General features: G+C 62.6%; 17 protein-coding genes. 14 read left to right on the top strand and 3 right to left on the bottom strand.

What is annotated here, in order from left to right:
• Window positions 1–100: 100 nt before the first annotated feature.
• Both IAE39_RS05655 and edd read right to left on the bottom strand, forming a co-directional pair.
• The gene (locus IAE39_RS05655; protein WP_201200121.1) at window positions 101–1,063 is read right to left on the bottom strand and encodes a glucokinase; all 963 of its coding nucleotides are present in this window, start codon (window positions 1,061–1,063) and stop codon (window positions 101–103) included.
• Window positions 1,060–2,886 (bottom strand): phosphogluconate dehydratase, encoded by a 1,827-nt coding sequence (gene edd / locus IAE39_RS05650; RefSeq protein WP_201200119.1) that lies wholly within the window; start codon window positions 2,884–2,886, stop codon window positions 1,060–1,062. Before edd ends, IAE39_RS05655 begins: the two co-directional genes overlap by 4 nt.
• Window positions 2,887–3,149: 263 nt before the next feature.
• Between edd and gap the strand changes: the two genes are divergently transcribed.
• The 6 genes from gap (at window position 3,150) to IAE39_RS05620 (ending at window position 10,017) form a co-directional block, all read left to right on the top strand.
• The gene (gene gap / locus IAE39_RS05645; RefSeq protein WP_201200117.1) at window positions 3,150–4,151 is read left to right on the top strand and encodes a type I glyceraldehyde-3-phosphate dehydrogenase; all 1,002 of its coding nucleotides are present in this window, start codon (window positions 3,150–3,152) and stop codon (window positions 4,149–4,151) included.
• 191 nt (window positions 4,152–4,342) lie between these two features.
• The gene (locus IAE39_RS05640) at window positions 4,343–4,855 is read left to right on the top strand and encodes an RNA polymerase sigma factor (RefSeq protein ID WP_201200108.1); all 513 of its coding nucleotides are present in this window, start codon (window positions 4,343–4,345) and stop codon (window positions 4,853–4,855) included.
• Window positions 4,856–4,943: 88 nt separating this feature from the next.
• Window positions 4,944–5,906, top strand: coding sequence for a FecR family protein (locus IAE39_RS05635; RefSeq protein ID WP_201200107.1), 963 nt, complete (start codon window positions 4,944–4,946; stop codon window positions 5,904–5,906).
• Between the two features lie 258 nt (window positions 5,907–6,164).
• Entirely contained in the window at window positions 6,165–8,753 is a 2,589-nt protein-coding gene (locus IAE39_RS05630) for a TonB-dependent receptor (RefSeq protein ID WP_201200106.1), read from the top strand.
• Window positions 8,754–8,955: 202 nt separating this feature from the next.
• Window positions 8,956–9,549: a biliverdin-producing heme oxygenase gene (locus IAE39_RS05625; RefSeq protein WP_201200105.1), complete on the top strand. Its 594-nt coding sequence runs from the start codon at window positions 8,956–8,958 to the stop codon at window positions 9,547–9,549.
• A gap of 54 nt (window positions 9,550–9,603) precedes the next feature.
• Window positions 9,604–10,017, top strand: coding sequence for a YbaN family protein (locus tag IAE39_RS05620; protein ID WP_201200104.1), 414 nt, complete (start codon window positions 9,604–9,606; stop codon window positions 10,015–10,017).
• On the opposite strand, the gene arcD (IAE39_RS05615) is transcribed toward IAE39_RS05620, so the two are convergent.
• Window positions 9,997–11,424 (bottom strand): arginine-ornithine antiporter, encoded by a 1,428-nt coding sequence (arcD, locus tag IAE39_RS05615; protein ID WP_201200103.1) that lies wholly within the window; start codon window positions 11,422–11,424, stop codon window positions 9,997–9,999. The genes IAE39_RS05620 and arcD (IAE39_RS05615) overlap by 21 nt on opposite strands.
• 434 nt (window positions 11,425–11,858) lie before the next feature.
• On the opposite strand from arcD (IAE39_RS05615), the gene arcD (IAE39_RS05610) reads away from it, so the two are divergent.
• The 8 genes from arcD (IAE39_RS05610) (at window position 11,859) to gcvH (ending at window position 20,935) form a co-directional block, all read left to right on the top strand.
• Complete coding sequence (arcD, locus tag IAE39_RS05610) at window positions 11,859–13,286, top strand: arginine-ornithine antiporter (protein ID WP_201200102.1); 1,428 nt, start codon at window positions 11,859–11,861, stop codon at window positions 13,284–13,286.
• A gap of 33 nt (window positions 13,287–13,319) precedes the next feature.
• A complete protein-coding gene (arcA, locus tag IAE39_RS05605; protein ID WP_201200100.1) occupies window positions 13,320–14,573 on the top strand; it encodes an arginine deiminase in 1,254 nt (417 codons plus the stop codon).
• A gap of 69 nt (window positions 14,574–14,642) precedes the next feature.
• Window positions 14,643–15,653: an ornithine carbamoyltransferase gene (locus tag IAE39_RS05600; protein WP_016713102.1), complete on the top strand. Its 1,011-nt coding sequence runs from the start codon at window positions 14,643–14,645 to the stop codon at window positions 15,651–15,653.
• Window positions 15,654–15,833: 180 nt separating this feature from the next.
• Window positions 15,834–16,763 (top strand): carbamate kinase, encoded by a 930-nt coding sequence (gene arcC, locus IAE39_RS05595; protein ID WP_201200098.1) that lies wholly within the window; start codon window positions 15,834–15,836, stop codon window positions 16,761–16,763.
• A gap of 56 nt (window positions 16,764–16,819) precedes the next feature.
• A complete protein-coding gene (locus tag IAE39_RS05590) occupies window positions 16,820–17,188 on the top strand; it encodes a DUF5064 family protein (protein ID WP_201200096.1) in 369 nt (122 codons plus the stop codon).
• A gap of 168 nt (window positions 17,189–17,356) precedes the next feature.
• The gene (locus IAE39_RS05585) at window positions 17,357–18,865 is read left to right on the top strand and encodes a sigma-54-dependent transcriptional regulator (protein ID WP_201200094.1); all 1,509 of its coding nucleotides are present in this window, start codon (window positions 17,357–17,359) and stop codon (window positions 18,863–18,865) included.
• A gap of 166 nt (window positions 18,866–19,031) precedes the next feature.
• Window positions 19,032–20,237 carry a sodium/glutamate symporter gene (gltS, locus tag IAE39_RS05580; protein ID WP_201200092.1) on the top strand — a complete coding sequence of 402 codons (1,206 nt, stop codon included), beginning with the start codon at window positions 19,032–19,034 and terminating at the stop codon, window positions 20,235–20,237.
• 314 nt (window positions 20,238–20,551) lie between these two features.
• Window positions 20,552–20,935: a glycine cleavage system protein GcvH gene (gene gcvH, locus IAE39_RS05575; RefSeq protein ID WP_201200091.1), complete on the top strand. Its 384-nt coding sequence runs from the start codon at window positions 20,552–20,554 to the stop codon at window positions 20,933–20,935.
• Window positions 20,936–20,940 lie beyond the last annotated feature (5 nt).

The following is a 20,940-nucleotide window of genomic DNA, read 5'->3' as shown; positions in this document are numbered from 1 at the left end:
CAGGGACCGCGCAATGCCAGAAAGATCTGCGGTCCACTGTAGGAGCGGCCTTGCCGGGGCGCCGGACCGGTCGGATGGGCCGCACAGCGGCCCCCTTCAACTACCCGTGATCCAGCGCCTGCTGCAAAGCCACCCCGGCCCCCAGCAACCCGGAAAACTCTGCCGTCACCAGCCACACCGGCACGCCAGCGAAATAGCCACTCATGCAACCCTTGTCGGCAAAGCTCGCAGCGAACCCGCTGCGCACGAACAGTTCGGCAAAACGCGGGATCACGCCGCCGACAATATAGACCCCGCCCCGCGCGCCCAGCGTGAGAACATTGTTACCAGCGACTCGGCCGAGAAACCGGCAGAACTGCTCGACCACCGCCAGCGCCCGCGGCTCGCCGCCCAGCGCGGCATCGGTGATCTGCGCCGGGGAAGTGTGCCGAGGTATGTCGCCGTCCAGCGCGCACATCGCCTGGTACAGCCGCACCAGGCCGCCGCCACTGAGCACCGTCTCGGCACTGACATGGCCGATCTGCCCGTGGATCTGCTGGTGGATCGCCGCTTCGCGGGCATTGCCCACCGGCAGGTCGACATGCCCGCCCTCCCCTGGCAAAGCCTGCCAGTGCTGCTCGCCAAGGCGCAACAGCGAGCCCACGCCCAGCCCGGTACCTGGCCCGATCACCAGCGCCGGCCGCGCCGGGTCGGCCTGGCCGGGGCACACCTCGCGGAACTCACCCTCGCGCAGGCGGGTCATGCCCAGCGCCATGGCGGTGAAGTCGTTGATCAGCAACAGCCGCCCGACCTGCAAGGTCTTGCAGAAGGCACCCCGGCTCAGGCGCCAGTGATTGTTGGTAAAGCGAAACTCATCGCCATCGACCGGCCCGGCCACCGCCAGGCACACCGCCGCCAGGCCGCCGCGGGCGATGCCCTGGCCATGCAGATACGCCTCGATGGCCTGCTCGGGGCTGGTGTAGTCCGCGGTGGCGAAGACTTTTACCTCATGCAGCTGGTTGTCACGCCACAACGCAAAACGGGCATTGGTGCCGCCGATGTCGCCAACCAGCAGGTCCTTCATTTGAGGTTCTCCAGGGCCGAGGTAAAGGCACTGGCGCCCTGCTCTGCCGGGCTGAACGCCATGCGCATGAAGCCGAACAGCTCGCGCCCGCAGCCCAGGTCGTTGCCCTGGGGCGCCGGCGGCAGGTCACGGCTGGCCAGTTCTTCGGCCGACACCATCACCCGCAGCGTGCCTTCGACACCATCGACCCGCACGATATCACCATCGCGCACCCGTGCCAGCGGGCCACCGTCATAAGCTTCGGGGCAAACGTGGATGGCCGCCGGGATCTTGCCCGAGGCACCGGACATGCGCCCGTCGGTCACCAGCGCCACCTTGAAGCCACGGTCTTGCAGCACGCCAAGGAATGGCGTGAGCTTGTGCAGTTCCGGCATGCCGTTGCAACGTGGCCCCTGGAAACGCACCACGGCGACAAAATCGCACTCCAGCTCACCGGCCTTGAACGCTTCGGCCAGCGACTGCTGATCGTGGAACACCCGTGCCGGGGCCTCGACCACCTGGTGCTCGGCGGCGACGGCCGACACTTTCATCACGCCACGGCCGAGGTTGCCTTCCATCACCCGGAGGCCGCCTTCGGCCGAGAACGGCCGCGCCACCGGGCGCAGGATGCTTTCGTCCAGGCTGTGTTGCGGCCCTTCGCGCCACACCAGCTTGCCATTGTCGAGGAACGGCTCCTGGGTATAGCGGCGCAGGCCATGGCCGGCGACGGTGTTGACGTCTTCGTGCAGCAGCCCCGCGTCGAGCAGCTCGCGGATCAGGAAGGCCATGCCGCCGGCCGCCTGGAAGTGGTTGATGTCGGCCTTGCCATTGGGGTAGACGTGGGACAGGGTCGGCACCACTTCGGAGAGGTCGGCCATGTCTTGCCAGGTGAGCTGGATACCCGCCGCCTGGGCGATCGCCGGGATGTGCAAGGTGTGGTTGGTCGAGCCGCCGGTGGCGTGCAAGGCGACGATGGAGTTGACCAGCGCCTTTTCATCGACGATTTCGCCCAGAGGCATGAAGCTGCCGCTGGCCTTGGTCATGCGCGTGACCTGCTGCGCGGCCTCGGCGGTGAGCGCATCACGCAGTGGGGTGTACGGGTTGACGAACGATGCGCCCGGCAGGTGCAGGCCCATTACTTCCATCACCAGCTGGTTGGTGTTGGCAGTGCCGTAGAAAGTGCAGGTGCCTGGGCTGTGGTAGGACTTCATTTCCGATTCCAGCAGCTCTTCGCGGCTGGCTTTGCCTTCGGCATAGCGTTGGCGCACATCGGCCTTCTGCTTGTTGGAAATGCCGGAAACCATCGGCCCGCCCGGGACGAATATGGTCGGCAAATGACCGAAGCGCAGCGCTCCCATCATCAGGCCGGGGACGATCTTGTCGCAGATGCCCAGCATCAGCGCGGCGTCGAACATGTTGTGCGACAGCGCTACCGCAGTGGACATGGCAATCACTTCACGGCTGGCAATGGCCAGCTCCATGCCCGGCTCGCCCTGGGTCACGCCGTCGCACATGGCCGGCACGCCACCGGCGAACTGGCCGACCGAGCCAACCTCGCGCAGGGCCTGCTTGATCTGTTCGGGGAAGTGCAGGTACGGCTGGTGGGCCGACAGCATGTCGTTGTAGGCCGAGACGATGGCCACGTTGGCCGCGTTCATCAGGCGCAGGGCCTGCTTGTCATCGCTGCCGCAACCGGCCACGCCGTGGGCGAAGTTGGCGCACTGCAGGCTGGCACGCATGGGCCCGTCACTGGCCGCGCCGCGAATCAGCTGCAGGTAGCGTTCGCGGGTGGCACGGCTGCGTTCGACCAGCCGCTGGGTGACCTCAAGGATGCGCGGGTGCATGTACTGGACTCCAGGCTAATTGTAAGGGCGGTTTACGGGCATTTCCCCTCCAAACGATTGCGGCCTAGGCTCAGGGTAAGGAGCCCGCTGCATCGGTGGAGGCACATCGCCCAACCACTCGTTGTATATTTAAACAAAATACTGCCACTAAAAAGGCTTGTTTTCTATCTGATAGTGAATAATCTTGTAATTCCAACAACAAAACCGTTTCAGTGAAGCTCCTTTGTGCCACAGGTTTCACTCGGACTGCCAGAGGTACTGCCATGACCCTACGCATCGCCATCAACGGATTCGGCCGCATCGGGCGCAACGTCCTGCGCGCACTGTATACCCAAGGCTACCGCCAGGACCTGCAGGTCGTCGCCATCAACGACCTGGGCGACAGCGCCATGAATGCCCACCTGCTCAAGTACGACAGCGTGCACGGTACCTTCGACGCCACGGTCGAGGCCGACCACGAAAGCATCACGGTCAATGGTGACCGCATCGCGGTCAGTGCCATTCGCAACCCGGCCGAGCTGCCGTGGAGGGCCGAAGCGATCGACGTGGTGTTCGAGTGCACCGGGCTGTTCACCGAGCGCGCCAAGGCTGCCGCGCACCTGGCCGCCGGGGCGGGCAAGGTAATTGTCTCGGCGCCGGGCAAGGGTGTCGATGCCACGGTGGTGTACGGGGTCAACCATGACATCCTGCGAGCCTCCCACCAGGTCATTTCCAACGCCTCCTGCACCACCAACTGCCTGGCACCGATCGCCCAGGTGCTGCACCGCGAGTTCGGTATCGAGCAGGGCCTGATGACCACCATTCACGCCTACACCAACGACCAGGTGCTGACCGACGTGTACCACGGCGACCCGTACCGCGCGCGTTCGGCGACCCAGTCGATGATCCCGAGCAAGACCGGTGCCGCCGAGGCCGTGGGCCTGGTGCTGCCGGAGCTGGCCGGCAAGCTGACCGGCATGGCAGTGCGGGTGCCGGTGATCAACGTGTCGCTGGTGGACCTGACCGTCAACCTCAAGCGCGAGGCCACGGCCGAGCAGGTCAACCAACTGTTCCTCGAGGCCAGCAAGCATTCCAAGGTATTGGGCTACAACGCCTTGCCATTGGTTTCCTGCGATTTCAACCACAACCCGCTGTCGTCGATCTTCGATGCCAACCACACCCGGGCCAACGGGCGCATGCTCAAGGTGCTGGCGTGGTATGACAACGAGTGGGGGTTCAGCAACCGCATGCTGGATAACTGTTTGGCGTTGTGCCGGGCGCGGTGAGTTCGGCTTGCCATTATCTGCGCCTGTGAGACCGAGCGCCGCCCGCGCGGCGCTCGATCTCATAGGCGCAAAAAATATTCCGCCATACGCCTGCAGACTCACAATCTTTACCTTTTCCTAACACTTCCACACTTGACCTTCGGCACAGATGATAAGCATTATCATTAACCTTTCGTCGGCCAGGTCCCCCCGTGAGTCAGTCCCGGTTCAACTCTGTCTTCCTCGTTCAGCGCCTTACCCTGCTGCGCACCCTGCAGCGCATGGTCGGCAACCCCAGCACGGCCGAGGACCTGCTGCAGGAAACCTACCTGCGGGTGTCCCGTGCCCTGGGTGAGCGGCCGATCGAGCATATCGAGCCGTTCGTGTTCCAGACGGCGCGCAACCTGGCGCTCGACCACCTGCGCGCACGCCGTGTGCAGGCGCGCATGCTGGTCGACGACGTGCCCGACGAGGTGCTGCACAGCGTCGCCGCCCCGGCCAGCAGCAGCGAGGACGCGGCCCATGCCGAACAGCTGCTCAGGCACCTCAGTGTCAGCCTCAACCAGTTGAGCGAGCGCCAGCAGCGCATCTTCATCCTCAGCCGCCTGCATGGCGCCACCTACCTGGAAATTGCCGAACAACTGAATGTTTCGGCCAGCACGGTACAGAAGGAACTGAAACTGATCATGGCCATCTGCATGGGTGTAGCCGATCGCCTCAAGTGAGCCGCGAACAGGCGAGCGGTAGCGCAAAGCGCTTGCCACACTCTGCCCGAGCCTTGATCATTCGCAAAAAACCATCCAAGGATTCACCGTGACCGACCGCCCTGCCCCTCGCCCGTCACCTGCCGGGCCCAGCGCCCGTGCTCGTGCCATGGACGAGGCGCTGGACTGGCTGGTACGTCTGCAATGTGCCGATGCCGAAGACACCCAGGCGTTTGAAGCGTGGTTGAGCGCCGCACCGGAAAACGCCGAGGCCTACGTCGAGGCAGAAGCGCTGTGGAACGGTGCGCCGCTGCACCAGGTGGCCACGCAGCTGCACCAACAGCAGCGCCGCTCGTGGCGCGGGCGCCTGCGCAGCCACTGGAAGCCTTTGGCCACCGCAGCTGTGCTGCTGGTCGGGCTGTTCACCGTCGGCAACCTGCCCACGCGCCTGCAGGCCGACCACCTGACCGTGGTAGGCGAACGTCAGCGCCTGCAGCTGGAAGACGGCGCAAAAGTACTGCTCAACACCAACTCGGCGTTTGCCAGCGACCGTCGTGACGGGCGCCAGGTCGCCCGCTTGCTGCAGGGCGAGGCGTACTTCCAGGTCTCCGCTGGCGCACTGTTGCCGCTGGAAGTGGAGGCGGGGCCATTGCGTGCGCAGGTACGCGACACCGACTTTGCCGTGCGCTACCTTGACGGCGAAGCACAGGTGCGGGTGCAGCGCGGCGATGTCGACCTGCAGGGCGCACGCGACCAGCGCATTCGCCTGAGTGCCGGCGACAGCATCAGCGTCGGCCCGCAGGGCTTTGGCCAGCGCCAGCGGCCCGACATGCACAAGGACCTGGCCTGGATCGACGGCCGCCTGGTGTTCGAGAACTGCCCGTTGAGCCAGGTGCTGGCCGAAGTGCGGCGTTACTACCCGGGCTGGATCATCAACCGCAATGCGCAACTGGAAGACGTTGCCGTCACCGGCAACTACCGCCTCGACCAGCCGCTGGAAACCCTGCGCGCGCTGGCCCACATCACCTCGGCCCAGCTGCATGAGTACCCGGCGCTGGTGATCCTGAACTGACCGCATCAGCCACACACATCGTTGTAGGAGCGGCTTTAGCCGCGAACACCGGCAAAGCCGGTGCCATGCACAGCGCTGGATTCTTCGCGGCTAAAGCCGCTCCCACAGGGTTCGCAGACTGCCAGTGAGCGCCTTCCAAATTATTTTTACGCGGTCACGCCCCCCCACCCGTCTCGTTATAGCCAATGCAACTGATTCTTGTTTGAAAACGAGAACAGCCATCACCTATAACAGCCCGCGCGTCTGGGAGCGCTTCCGATGTCCACAGGTCCTACCCGCTCGTCCACCCTACCCCGCCGTACAGGGCAACTGTCCCTACTGACCTTGGCCCTACTGGCCAGCGGTGCCTGCAGCCTGCCGGCGCTGGCCGCCGAACCGGCCCAGGCCAGCAGCCCACGCATGGGCGATTACCGCTTCAGCATCGGCCAGCAGCCGCTGGTATCGGCAATCAACGCCTTCAGCCAGGTCACCGGCTGGCAGGTCGGCTTCAGTGCCGAACTGGCCGACGGCGTGGCGTCGCCAGGGGTACAGGGCTCGCTGCCGCCAGATGCCGCACTCAAGCGCCTGCTGCACGGCACTGGCCTGAGCTTTCGCAAGATCAGCAACGGCAATGTGGTCCTCGAGCGCCAGACCGGCAGCAACGTGATCGCCCTGCAACAGGTAACCGTCAGCGCCACCCGTAGCGCCCAGGACGTCAGCCAGGTACCCAGCACCGTCAGCGTGCAGACCCGCGAGCAACTGGACCGGCAGAACGTCAACAATATCCAGGACCTGGTGCGCTACGAGCCAGGCGTGTCGGTATCCGGCACCGGCCAGCGCAGCGGCCTGAACGGCTACAACATCCGCGGTATCGACGGCGAGCGGATCCTCACCCAGGTCGATGGCGTGTCGATCCCCGACAGCTTCTTCTACGGCCCTTACGCGCAAACCCAGCGCAACTATGTCGACCCGGAAATCGTCAAGCGCGTGGAAATCCTGCGCGGCCCGGCCTCGGTGCTGTACGGTAGCAACGCCATCGGCGGCGCGGTGAGCTACTTCACCCTCGACCCGGACGACATCATCAAGCCGGGCAAGGACGTCGGTGCACGCCTGAAGACCGGCTACAGTTCGGCTGACGAAAGCTGGCTGACCTCGGCCACCGTCGCCGGTCGCGAGGGTGACTTCGATGGCCTGCTGCACCTGAGCCAGCGTAATGGCCACGAAACCGAAACCCACGGCCACCACAGTGGCGATGGCCTGTCGCGTACCGAAGCCAACCCGATGGACGCACGCACCACCAACGTGCTGGCCAAGCTGGGCTGGAACTACGCCGACGACGCGCGCCTGGGCTTCACCTACGAGCGCTACAAGGACGACCGCGACCAGAACATCCTCAGCGCAGTGGGCGGGCCGTTCATTCCAGGCTTTGGTGGCATGGGTTACTACAAGGCACGTACCGGTAACGACACCATCACCCGCGAGCGTTACGGCATCAACCATGAGTTCGGCCTCGATTCGCTGGTCGCCGACCATGTGAAGTGGAGCCTGAACTACCAGATCGCCAAGACCGACCAGCACACAGAGGAAGTCTACGCGCCGCCTGGCCGCCAGGTTCTGCGTACCCGCGACACCACCTACAAGGACCGCCAGTGGGTATTCGACGCCCAGCTGGACAAGGCCTTCAGCATCGGCGCCACCGACCACTTGCTGACCTACGGCACCACGCTCAAGCACGAGAAGGTCACCGGATCGCGCAGCGGTACCGGCACCTGCCTGGCCGTGGGCTCCGGTTGCTCTGCCGCCGGTGCCGAGCGCCCGGCTGACGGCCAGGCCCTGGTCAGCGACTTCCCGGACCCGACCGTGAATACCTACAGCCTGTTCGTGCAGGATGAAATCCGCTGGAACAACTGGACCTTCATGCCAGGCGCACGCTACGACTACACGCGCATGGAACCGAAGTTCACCGAAGAATTCCTGCGTGGCCTGGCATCCACCGGTACGGCGCCAACCTCGCAGGACGACTCGGACAAGAAATGGCACCGCGTTTCGCCCAAGTTCGGCCTGACCTATGCCTTCAATGACAACTACACTTGGTACGGCCAATACGCCGAAGGTTTCCGCACCCCGACCGCCAAGGCCATGTACGGCCGCTTCGAGAACATCGAGCAAGGCTACCGCGTGGAAGGCAACCCGAACCTTGAGCCGGAGAAGAGCAAAAGCTACGAAACCGGCCTGCGCGGCAACTTCGACGCCGGCAACTTCGACGTGGCGGTGTTCTACAACAAGTACCGCGACTTCATCGACGAAGACGCCGTGCAAGGTGCCAACCTGGAACAGACCTTCCAGGCCAACAACATCAAGCACGCCACCATCAAGGGCGCCGAGGTCAAAGGCCGCCTGAACCTGGACCACTTCGGTGCGCCGCAGGGCCTGTATACCCAGGGTTCGATTGCCTACACCTATGGCCGCAACGACGATACCGGCGAGCCACTGAACACCGTCAACCCGCTCAAGGGTGTGTTTGGCCTGGGCTACGAGCAGCAGAACTACGGCGGCCTGCTGAGCTGGACGCTGGTCAAGCGCAAGACCCGTGTCGACGACAGCACCTTCTATTCGCCCGACGGCTCCACTTCGAAGTTCCGCACCCCAGGCTACGGCGTGCTGGACCTGACCGGCTTCTACAAGGTTACCGACGACGTCACCATCAACGCAGGGCTGTACAACCTCACCGACAAGAAGTACTGGCAGTGGGACTCGGTACGCAGCTACGACGGCCAGGGTGAAGCGGCTGTGACCCAGCCCGCCAACATCGACCGCCTGAGCATGCCGGGGCGCAACTTCGGTATCAATGTGGTTTGGGATATCTGATCCCGTTCGCCTGTACCGGCCTCTTCGCGGGTAAACCCGCTCCCACAGAGAAATCACAGGCCATAAGTCTGCGTAATCCTTGTGGGAGCGGGTTCACCCGCGAAAGGGCCGGCACCGCAAACACAAATACCGGCTTTTTTTACTGTCCCGCCCCCGCTGTTTCGTCTTGTATCTAGACGCCCCTTTTTCCAAGGACTGCCCCATGACCGACCGCCCAGCCCTGCGCTCCCAGCGCCTGAACCAGATCACCCACGCCCCGCACGCCGAGCTGGATGCCCTGGTCAAATCCCACAAGCCGTTCGACAGCCGCGAGAGCTTCGCCCGCTTCGTCGTCGCCCAGTACCTGTTCCAGTCCGAACTGCAGGCGCTGTACAACGACCCGCAACTGATCGCCATCGTCCCCGACCTGGCCGAGCGCTGCCGGGCCGAGCAAGCCCGCCTGGACCTCGCCGACCTCGACACCGAAGTACCGGCCGCCGTGCCCGGTGCGCTGGGCAAACCGAGCCTGGGCGAGGCAATGGGCTGGATCTTCGTCTCCGAAGGCTCCAAACTGGGCGCTGCGTTTCTGATCAAGCGTGCCGTGGCGCTGGAACTGTCCGACAGCTTCGGTGCCCGCCACCTGGGCGAACCGGCCGGTGGCCGTGCCGAAGGCTGGAAGCAGTTCACCCGCATCCTTGATGGCCTGGAGCTGTCGGCCGAAGAGGAAGCCGCTGCCGAGCGCGGTGCAGTCGCCGCCTTCGAACGCTTCACCGAGCTGCTCAAGCACGCCTATGCTGCAGATGCCGCGCTGGTTTGATACGCCATAGCCGGCCACCCTTCCGGTGGCCGCACCGTTTTATGCAGTGAGACCATGACCCGACCCGCCCGCTCGAAACTCGCCCGCCTGCTGTATGGAATACTGGCTTACGTGAGCCTGGGGGTGGGTTTGGTCGCGATCGTCATCCCTGGCCTGCCGACCACCGAATTCATCCTGCTGGCCGCCTGGGCAGCAACCCGCAGTTCACCGCGCCTCTCGGCCTGGCTGGAAAACCACCGGCTGTTCGGGCCGATCCTGTACAACTGGCGCAATGGCAAGGTGATCCAGCGACGGGCCAAGGTCAGCGCCACCCTCAGCATGCTGCTGTGTGCCGGCCTGATGCTGACCTTTCTGGAACACCACTGGCCAGTGTTCCTGGCCATCGCCGGCATGACCCTGGGCAACCTGTGGATCTGGTCGCGCCCGGAGCACGCCTGCCCTGCCCCGTCACAAGCTCAGCAACCCTGAGTACAAGGCGTAGGCTGCCAGCGCCGCCCCGGCCAACACAGCAGCAAAAATCAGTTTTTCCCAGGTGGTGAACAGCGCTTGCCCCTGCTCGTGCTTGGCCCTGGCAAACAGGATGATCCCCGGGGCGTATAGCAGTGCCGACAGCAGCAGGTACTTGAGCCCACCGGCGTACAGCAGCCAGATGGCGTACAGCAAGGCGACCAGTGCCACCAGCAGGTCCTTGCGCCGCAGCCCCGGCTGCCCGGCATAACTTTCGCCACGCACCGCCAACAATACTGCATAGGCCGCCGACCACAGGTAGGGCACCAGGATCATTGACGACGCCAGGTAGATCAGGCTGGTGTAAGTGCCGGCCGAGAACAGCGTGATCAGCAGGAAGCCCTGGATCATGCAGTTGGTCAGCCACAGGGCATTGGCTGGCACCTGGTTGGCGTTTTCCTTGGCCAGAAAGCGCGGCATGGTCTTGTCGCGGGCCGTGGCGTAGAGAATCTCGGCACACAGCAACGCCCACGACAGCAAGGCGCCGAGCAGCGAAACGGCCAGCCCCAGGCTGATCAGCAAGGCGCCCCAAGGGCCGACGATATGCTCCAGCACCGAGGCCAGTGACGGGTTTTGCAGCCCGGCCAGTTCGGGCTGGGTCATTACCCCCAGCGACAGCACGTTGACCAGCACCAGCAGCGCCAGCACGCCAAGAAAACCGATTACGGTGGCCTTGCCCACGTCCGAACGGCGCTGGGCACGCCCGGAATACACACTGGCGCCCTCGATGCCGATGAACACGAACACGGTCACCAGCATCATGTTGCGCACCTGCTCCAGCACGCTACCGAACTGTGGGTTGCTCAAGCCCCAGATATCACGGGTGAAGATATCGGCGCGGAAGGCAAACGCGGCAATGACCACGAACATCAGCAGCGGCACCACCTTGGCCACGGTGGTCACCTGGTTGATGAACGCCGCCTCCTTGATGCCACGCAGTACCAAAAAGTGCACCGCCCACAACAGCAGCGAGGCACAGCCGATGGCGATTGGCGTGTTGCCCTCGCCAAACACCGGGAAATAGAAGCCCAAGGTGCTGAACAGCAACACGAAGTAACCGACGTTGCCTAGCCAGGCGCTGATCCAGTAGCCCCAGGCCGAGGAAAAGCCCATGTACTCACCAAAACCGGCCTTGGCGTAGGCATACACCCCCGAGTCCAGCTCCGGCTTGCGGTTGGCCAGGGTCTGGAACACGAAGGCCAGGGCCAGCATGCCGACCGCAGTGATACCCCAACCGATCAGCACCGCCCCCACATCGGCACGTGCCGCCATGTTCTGCGGCAACGAGAAGATCCCGCCGCCAATCATCGAGCCGACCACCAGCGCGATCAGCGCGCCCAGGCGCAGCTTCTGTCCCGGTTCGCTCATGCGTCCCCCGTTTTTTTACCCGCTGTCATGCCTTTGAAACAGCCTTGCGGGCCATATAAATGCTGTTACTTATAAGGATTACGGTCATTGAAGCTATAGCACTCATAACTGCTTTGTCTATGCAGACCTCCTTAGAAACTAGCAGCTCGACAGCAACTAGAAAAGTTCCTGATAAAACTCAAAATTCTTGTGAAAAATTTGCGAAAGCCACAAAAGCGGCTAGCTTCAAGCATCGCAGGCTGAACAGAGCGTTTGCTCTAGAAAGACATGGAGGTGCCAGCGCGCAAGGCCTGCAGCTTAAGCTGTCGGCACTCTCCAGGAGCACCGTGAAGGATTTTTCCTACTTCACGTCACCATGAACTGACCCAAGTCAGCGAATGGCTGAGGCGTCGGATTTATTCTGTCGTCAACTTTCTCCTGGCAGGAGTTGTTAAATGTCTGATTCATCCGGAAAACTAAAGCTCGGCGCGTTAGTTGCGCTCGTAGTCGGTTCGATGATTGGTGGCGGCATCTTCTCGCTGCCGCAAAACATGGCCGCCAGCGCGGGGGTTGGCGCGGTTCTGATCGGCTGGGCCATCACTGCGGTCGGCATGCTGACCCTGGCCTTTGTGTTCCAGACGCTGGCCAACCGCAAGCCTGACCTGGACGGCGGGGTGTATGCCTACGCCAAAGCCGGTTTTGGCGACTACATGGGCTTCTCGTCGGCCTGGGGCTACTGGATCAGTGCCTGGCTGGGCAACGTCGGCTACTTCGTGCTGCTGTTCAGCACCCTGGGCTACTTCTTCCCGGTCTTCGGCGAAGGCAACACTCCCGCCGCCATCATTGGCGCGTCGGTGTTGCTGTGGGCGGTGCACTTCCTGGTGCTGCGCGGCATCAAGGAAGCGGCATTCATCAACCTGGTCACCACCGTGGCCAAGGTGGTACCGCTGGTGCTGTTCGCCCTGATCTGCCTGTTCGCCTTCAGGCTCGACATCTTTACCGCCGACATCTGGGCGGTAGGCACACCCGAGCTCGGCAGCGTGATGAACCAGGTGCGCAACATGATGCTGGTCACCGTGTGGGTGTTCATCGGCATCGAGGGCGCGAGCATCTTCTCGTCACGGGCGGAAAAACGTTCTGACGTGGGCAAGGCTACGGTCATCGGCTTTGTCACCGTGCTGCTGTTCCTGGTACTGGTCAACGTGCTGTCGCTGGGCATCATGACCCAACCGGAACTGGCCAAGCTGCAGAACCCGTCGATGGCCGCCGTGCTGGAGCATGTGGTCGGCCACTGGGGGGCAGTGCTGATCAGCGTCGGCCTGATCATCTCGCTGCTGGGGGCCCTGCTGTCGTGGGTGCTGCTGTGCGCCGAGATCATGTTCGCCGCCGCCAAGGACCACACCATGCCGGAGTTCCTGCGCCGCGAGAACGCCAACCAGGTGCCGGCCAACGCCCTGTGGCTGACCAACGCCATGGTGCAGATCTTCCTGGTGATCACGCTGTTCTCCAACAGTACCTACCTGTCGCTGATCTACCTCGCCACCTCGATGATCCTGGTGCCCTACCTGTGGTCGGCGGCCTACGCCTTCCTGCTGGCACTGCGCAGCGAAACCTACGAACAGGCCCTGGCCGAGCGCAAGAAGGACCTGATCATTGGCGGTATCGCCCTGTTGTACGCCATCTGGCTGCTGTACGCCGGCGGCGTGAAATACCTGCTGCTCTCGGCCTTGCTCTACGCCCCTGGCGCGATCCTGTTCGCCAAGGCCAAGCGTGAAGTCGGCCAACCCATCTTCACCAACGTGGAAAAACTGATCTTCGCAGCCGTGGTCATCGGCGCCCTGGTGGCAGCTTATGGCTTGTATGACGGCTTCCTGACCCTTTGACCCACGTCTTCGTTCAATTGGAGGAATGAAACCATGTCCGCTGAAAAACAGAAGTACGGTGTCCACTCCGAAGCCGGCAAACTGCGCAAAGTGATGGTTTGCGCCCCGGGCCTGGCGCACAAGCGCCTGACGCCGAGCAACTGTGACGAGCTGCTGTTCGACGACGTGATCTGGGTTGACCAGGCCAAGCGTGACCACTTCGACTTTGTCACCAAGATGCGCGAGCGCGGTGTGGATGTGCTGGAAATGCACAACCTGCTGACCGACATCGTCAAGCAACCCGAAGCCCTGAAGTGGATCCTTGACCGCAAGATCACCCCCGACACCGTCGGCGTGGGGCTGACCAACGAAGTGCGCAGCTGGCTCGAAGGCCTTGATCCGCGCCACCTGGCCGAGTTCCTGATCGGCGGCGTGGCCGGCCAGGACCTGCCACAGAGCGAAGGCGCCGAAGTGGTCAAGATGTACAACGATTACCTGGGCCACTCCAGCTTCATCCTGCCACCGCTGCCCAACACCCAGTTCACCCGCGACACCACCTGCTGGATCTACGGCGGCGTTACGCTGAACCCGATGTACTGGCCGGCACGACGCCAGGAAACCCTGCTGACCACCGCGATCTACAAGTTCCACAAGGAATTCACCGACGCCGACTTCCAGGTGTGGTACGGCGACCCCGACAAGGAACACGGCAACGCCACCCTCGAAGGCGGTGACGTGATGCCGATCGGTAATGGCATCGTGCTGATCGGCATGGGCGAGCGCACTTCGCGCCAGGCCATCGGCCAGCTGGCGCAGAACCTGTTCGCCAAAGGCGCGGTCAAGGAAGTGATCGTTGCCGGCCTGCCCAAGTCCCGCGCGGCCATGCACCTGGACACCGTGTTCAGCTTCTGCGACCGCGACCTGGTCACGGTCTTCCCGGAAGTGGTGAAAGAGATCGTGCCGTTCATCATTCGCCCGGACGAAGGCAAGCCCTACGGCATGGATGTACGCCGCATCAACAAGTCGTTCATCGAAGTGGTCGGTGAGCAGCTTGGGGTCAAGCTGCGCGTGGTCGAGACCGGCGGCAACAGCTTCGCCGCCGAGCGCGAACAGTGGGATGACGGCAACAACGTGGTGGCCATCGAGCCGGGCGTAGTCATCGGCTACGACCGCAATACCTACACCAATACCCTGCTGCGCAAGGCCGGCATCGAGGTCATCACCATCAGCGCCGGCGAACTGGGCCGGGGCCGTGGCGGCGGCCACTGCATGACCTGCCCGATCGTGCGCGACCCTATCGATTACTAACGCCCATTACCCCCGGCCGCCCTCACAAAGCGGCGGCCGGTGCGTTCACCAAACTCAAGGAGAAAAGTCATGGCGTTCAACATCCACAACCGCAACCTGCTGAGCCTGGAACACCACACCACCCGCGAGTTGCGTTACCTGCTGGACCTGTCCCGCGACCTCAAGCGCGCCAAGTACACCGGCACTGAACAACAGCACCTGAAGGGCAACAACATCGCCCTGATCTTCGAAAAAACCTCCACCCGTACCCGCTGCGCCTTCGAAGTGGCCGCCTACGACCAGGGGGCGAACGTCACCTACATCGACCCCAACTCTTCGCAGATCGGCCACAAGGAAAGCATGAAGGACACCGCCCGCGTATTGGGGCGCATGTACGACGCTATCGAGTACCGTGGCTTCAAGCAGGAAATCGTCGAAGAGCTGGCCAAGTTTGCCGGCGTGCCGGTGTTCAACGGCCTGACCGACGAATACCACCCGACCCAGATGATTGCCGACGTGCTGACCATGCGTGAACACAGCGACAAACCGCTGCACGACATCAGCTACGCCTACCTGGGCGACGCCCGCAACAACATGGGCAACTCGCTGCTGCTGATCGGCGCCAAGCTCGGCATGGATGTGCGCATCGCCGCCCCCAAGGCACTGTGGCCGCATGACGACCTGGTCGAGCGCTGCAAGAAGTACGCGGAAGAAAGCGGTGCGCGCATCACCCTCACCGAAGACCCGGTTGCCGCGGTCAAGGGCGTGGACTTCGTGCACACCGACGTGTGGGTGTCGATGGGTGAGCCGATCGAAGCCTGGGGTGAGCGCATCAAGCAGCTCAAGCCTTACCAGGTGAATGCGCAACTGATGAAGTCCACCGGCAACCCACGGACCAAGTTCATGCACTGCCTGCCGGCGTTCCACAACTCCGAAACCAAGGTGGGCAAGCAGATTGCCGAGCAGTATCCGGACCTGGCCAATGGCATCGAAGTGACCGACGACGTGTTCGAGTCGCCAGCCTGCATCGCCTTCGAGCAGGCGGAAAACCGCATGCACACGATCAAGGCGATCCTGGTTTCGACCCTGGCTGACTTGTAAGGGCTGACTCGATAGCGCGGCCACCCCGCTCCCCTGTGTAGGAGCGGGTTCACCCGCGAATGCGTCAGCCCTGGTTGAGATGCTGGTGCTGCCGACGCATTCGCGGGTAAACCCGCTCCTACACAGGGAGCGGCGCGGCCCAATAGCAGCGTTCCCTTCTTACGTTAAAGGACATTCCCCATGCGTATCGTTGTTGCATTGGGCGGCAACGCCCTGCTGCGTCGCGGCGAGCCCATGACCGCTGACAACCAGCGCGCCAATATCCGCACCGCCACCGAACAGATCGCCAAGATCCACCCCGGCAACGAGCTGGTCATCGCCCACGGTAACGGCCCGCAGGTTGGCCTGCTGTCGCTGCAGGGCCTGTCCTACAAGCCCGATGAAGCCTACCCGCTGGACGTGCTGGGGGCCGAGACAGAAGGCATGATCGGCTACATGATCGAACAGGAGCTGGGCAACCTGCTGGCCTTCGAAGTACCGTTCGCCACCCTGCTGACCCAGGTTGAAGTGGACGCCAACGACCCGGCCTTCAAGGACCCGACCAAGTTCATCGGCCCGGTCTACGCCAAGGACGAGGCCGAACGCCTGGCCAAGGAAAAGGGTTGGGTGGTCAAGCCCGACGGCGACAAGTATCGCCGTGTGGTGGCCAGCCCGAAACCCAAGCGCATCTTTGAAATCCGCCCGATCAAGTGGCTGTTGGAAAAAAGCAGCATCGTGATTTGTGCCGGCGGTGGTGGCATCCCCACCATGTACGATGAAAACCGCAAGCTCAAAGGTGTCGAAGCGGTCATCGACAAGGACCTGTGCTCGGCGTTGCTGGCAGAACAGCTGGATGCCGACCTTCTGATAATCGCCACCGACGTCGATGCGGCGTACATTGATTTCGGCAAACCGACACAGAAGGCCATCGCCCAGGCCCATCCTGACGAACTGGAAAAACTAGGGTTTGCCGCCGGTTCAATGGGGCCGAAAGTGCAGGCGGCCAGTGATTTCGCCCGCCACACTGGCAAAGTGGCGGTGATCAGTTCACTGGAGAACATTGAAGAAATTGTCAAAGGCACCGCCGGCACGCGGGTTTCTACCGCCAAGCCGGGGATCAGCTACCGTTGAATGCAGTGGGCGGGCCGGCAAGGCCCGCCATTTTCGACCTTCCCAAGGAGCTTTCCATGGCCCAGTACCACCCCGGTCATGTACACATCGAGCGCACCGCGCTGAACAAAGATGACCACAGCTATGACCTGAACATCGAATACGAGGCAGTGTCGGACCCCAAGGAAGGTAGAGGCATTCAGTTCCGCATGCATGGCAGCATCGAAGGCAAGACGGTAGATGAAGCGTTCTTCCTGCCCAAGGATCAGGCGCTGCCCAGTTTTCTCATGCTGCTGACCCGCAAGGCGCAAGCGTACCTGCCGTCGCCGAAGAAGTTCGAGAACCTGAGCTCGCCGCACAAGCTTTATGACTACATGTTTGCAGACATACGCGAAAAACTGGATGTGAAGTCGGGCGACCCGATCAAGCCTGAGCATCTGGAGTAATTTCAGGATTTTGGGGCTGCCTTGCAGCCCAATCGCGATACAAGGCCGCTCCTACAAGGATACGCGTTCCCCTGTAGGAGCGGCCTTGCGTCGCGATGGGCCGCACAGCGGCCCCGGCGATGTTAAGGCATACTACCGCCCTCCCCGGCCACCACTTCACCGTCTCCCATGCGCATCCACGTCAGCTTCATCGACCGCGTCGGCATCACCCAGGAAGTCCTCGCCCTGCTCGGTGCCCGCAACCTCAACCTGGACGCCGTGGAGATGGTCCCGCCGAACGTCTACATCGACGCCCCCACCCTCAGCCCCGCCGTACTTGAAGAGCTGCACGACGCGCTGTTCGAAGTTCACGGCGTGCAGTCGGTGGACGTGGTCGACATCCTCCCCGGCCAGCGCCGCCACCTGCAGCTCGATGCCCTGCTGGCCGCCATGAGCGACCCGGTCTTGGCGGTGGACAGTGCTGGCAAGGTACTACTGGCCAACCCGGCGCTGATCGAACTGTGCGGCCGCGAATCGGCCGGGCGCTCGGTTGGTGAGCTGTTCGACGACCCGGCGCTGCTGCAAGCGCTGCTGGACAACAATTTCCACCTGCCGATGCGCGAGATGCAGCTGAACGGCCAGAGCCTGCTGCTGGACGCCATGCCGATCACCAACGCCGGTGGCCTGCTGACACTGTACCCGCCGACCCGCATGGGTGAACGCCTGTCGGCCCTGCACCACGACCATGCCGAAGGTTTCGATGCCTTGCTCGGCGAGTCGCCGGCCATCCGTACCCTCAAAGCCCGCGCCCTGCGCGTGGCGGCACTGGACGCACCGCTGCTGGTGCATGGTGAAACCGGCACCGGCAAAGAGTTGGTGGCCCGTGCCTGCCATGCCATCAGCAGCCGTCACTCGGCACCGTTCCTGGCCCTGAACTGCGCTGCATTGCCCGAAAGCCTGGCCGAGAGCGAGCTGTTCGGCTACGCCCCCGGCGCCTTCACCGGTGCGCAACGCGGTGGCAAGCCCGGGCTGATGGAACTGGCCAACCAAGGCACGGTATTCCTGGATGAAATTGGCGAAATGTCGCCGTACCTGCAGGCCAAGCTGCTGCGTTTTCTCAGCGATGGCAGCTTCCGCCGGGTAGGCGGCGACCGCGAAGTGAATGTGGATGTGCGCATCATCAGCGCCACCCACCGTGACCTGGAGCGCATGGTTGCCGAAGGCAGCTTCCGCGAAGACCTGTTCTACCGCCTCAACGTGCTCAACCTGCAGGTACCGCCGCTACGCGACCGTGGCCAGGACATCCTGATGCTGGCGCACTTCTTCATGCAGCAGGCCTGCACGCAGATCCAGCGCCCGGCCTGCCGGTTGACCCCGGCCACCCATTCGGCACTGCTGGCCAACCCATGGCCGGGCAATGTGCGCCAATTGCAGAACGTGATTTTCCGCGCGGCCGCCATCTGCGAAGGCAACCTGGTGGACATCGGCGACCTGGACATTGCCGGCACCTCGGTGGCCCGCGGGCAAGATGGCGAAGTAGCCAGCCTGGAACAGGCCGTGGGCGACTTCGAACGGGAGTTGTTGCAGCGCCTGTATGCCAGCTACCCCTCCACAAGGCAACTGGCCGGGCGCCTGCAAACTTCGCACACCGCCATCGCCCTGCGCCTGCGTAAATACGGAATACCGGGTAAAGGCTGATAGACGTTGTAAAAGCCCAGTTGTTATTCAGGCTTTTCCTACGCCAGTGAAAGGTACTCTCCCACGCATGCCTCGTAGAATGGTGACAGTGTAATCCCACCTGTCACCCCACTTATCCGCCGCAGAACGGGGAGTGGTCCGCTACTGGATATAACGAGAGCACCTGATGTTTGAACTCGATTTTTACGGGACACTTGTAGCCGCCTCATTAGTGCTGTTGCTAGGACGCGGCCTGGTCGCACGCATTGGTTTCTTGCGCACTTACAACATTCCCGAACCGGTTGCCGGCGGCCTGGTAGTCGCCTTGGCACTGTTGGCGTTGCGCAGTTTCGATGTACACGTGCAGTTTGATACCTCGCTGCAAGCCCCCTTGATGCTGGCGTTCTTCGCCACCATCGGCTTGAGCGCAGACTTTGCCAGCCTGAAAAAGGGCGGCCGCGTGGTCAGCGTGTTCCTGCTGGTAGTCACCGGCCTGCTGCTGGTACAGAACGGCATGGGCATCGGCCTGGCCACGGCATTGGGGCTCGACCCGCTGATGGGCCTGCTGGCCGGCTCAATTACCCTGTCCGGCGGCCACGGCACCGGCGCGGCCTGGGGGGCAACGTTCAGCGAGAAGTTTGGCCTGGCTTCGGCCTCCGAACTGGCAATGGCTTCTGCCACCTTCGGCCTGGTACTGGGTGGCCTGATTGGCGGCCCCGTCGCTCGGTTGCTGATCAAGCAGGTAAAAACACCCGGGCTTGAAGAAGAAGTACCGCAACTGCCCAAGGGCTTCGAGCAACCTGACAAAGAGCGCCTGATCACCTCGTTTTCATTTGTCGAAACACTGGCACTGATCGCGGTCAGTTTGCTCGCTGGCTCGTTGCTCAATGGCGTGTTGAAAGGCACCGCATTCGAACTGCCAACGTTCGTTTGTGTGTTGTTCGTCGGTGTATTGCTGCGCAACGGCCTCTCGGCCTTCGGCTTCTATCATGTGTTCGAGCGCGAAGTCTCGGTACTGGGCAACGTCAGTTTGTCGTTGTTCCTGGCAATTGCCTTGATGTCGCTGAAACTATGGGACCTGGCAGCACTCGCCCTGCCATTCTTTGTGTTGCTCGGCGCACAGACATTGGTCATGGCACTGTTTGCGATCTTCGTGACGTTCCGGGTCATGGGCCGTAACTATGATGCAGCGGTGCTGGCTGCCGGGCACTGTGGCTTTGGCCTGGGCGCAACGCCCACAGCGATCGCCAACATGCAGGCGGTGACCCAGCGCTACGGCGCCTCGCATATCGCCTTCCTGGTGGTGCCGATGGTAGGGGCGTTCTTCATCGACATCATCAATGTCATCGTGATCAAGTTGTACCTGGCACTGCCGATGTTTGTCGCGGGTTAAGCGATTTTCTCCTGCACTGGCCGCCGCGATGGGGGCCAGTGCAGTCAACTTTGTATTGATTTAAATACACCGTACCGAAATCAATACAACGCCATTCCAGTGCGTCTACGCAAGGGTTTGATCCCCAAACCCTTTTTCATCTTCCTCCCGCTGTAGCGATTTCATTCCAAAAACATGACCGAATGATTACGCAAAATCATCAACTCATTGATTTATAACGTTTTTTATAGCTTGGCCGCATTTTTGCTAAGGGAATCCCAACCCCAAGAGCGCGGATCCACCGCGCCCTACGCCCTGCTTCCCGAGGATTCCCCATGAGCGAGTTGCGTTTTACTGAAGACCACGAATGGCTGCGCGTCGAAGCCGATGGCAGCGTCACCGTGGGCATCACCGCCTACGCCCAGAATGCACTTGGCGATGTGGTTTTCGTGCAACTGCCAGAGTTGCAGCAGTATGAGAAAGGCAGCGAAGCATCCACCGTCGAGTCGGTCAAAGCCGCCAGCGGCGTGTACATGCCACTGACCGGTGAAGTGGTCGAGGTCAACGCCCAGCTTGAAGACAGCCCGGAACTGGTCAACGAAGACCCGATGGGCGAAGGCTGGTTCTTCCGCTTCAAGCCCGCCGATGCCGCTGCTGTCAGCGCCCTGCTCGACCAGGACGCCTACGACCGCCTGCTCAAAGCCAACGACGACGCCTGAGGGAC

Source organism: Pseudomonas sp. S37, assembly GCF_016658545.1.
Taxonomy (GTDB): Bacteria; Pseudomonadota; Gammaproteobacteria; order Pseudomonadales; family Pseudomonadaceae; genus Aquipseudomonas.
Note: the sequence above shows the minus strand (reverse complement) of the source record. Positions and strands in the feature narration are given on the sequence as shown.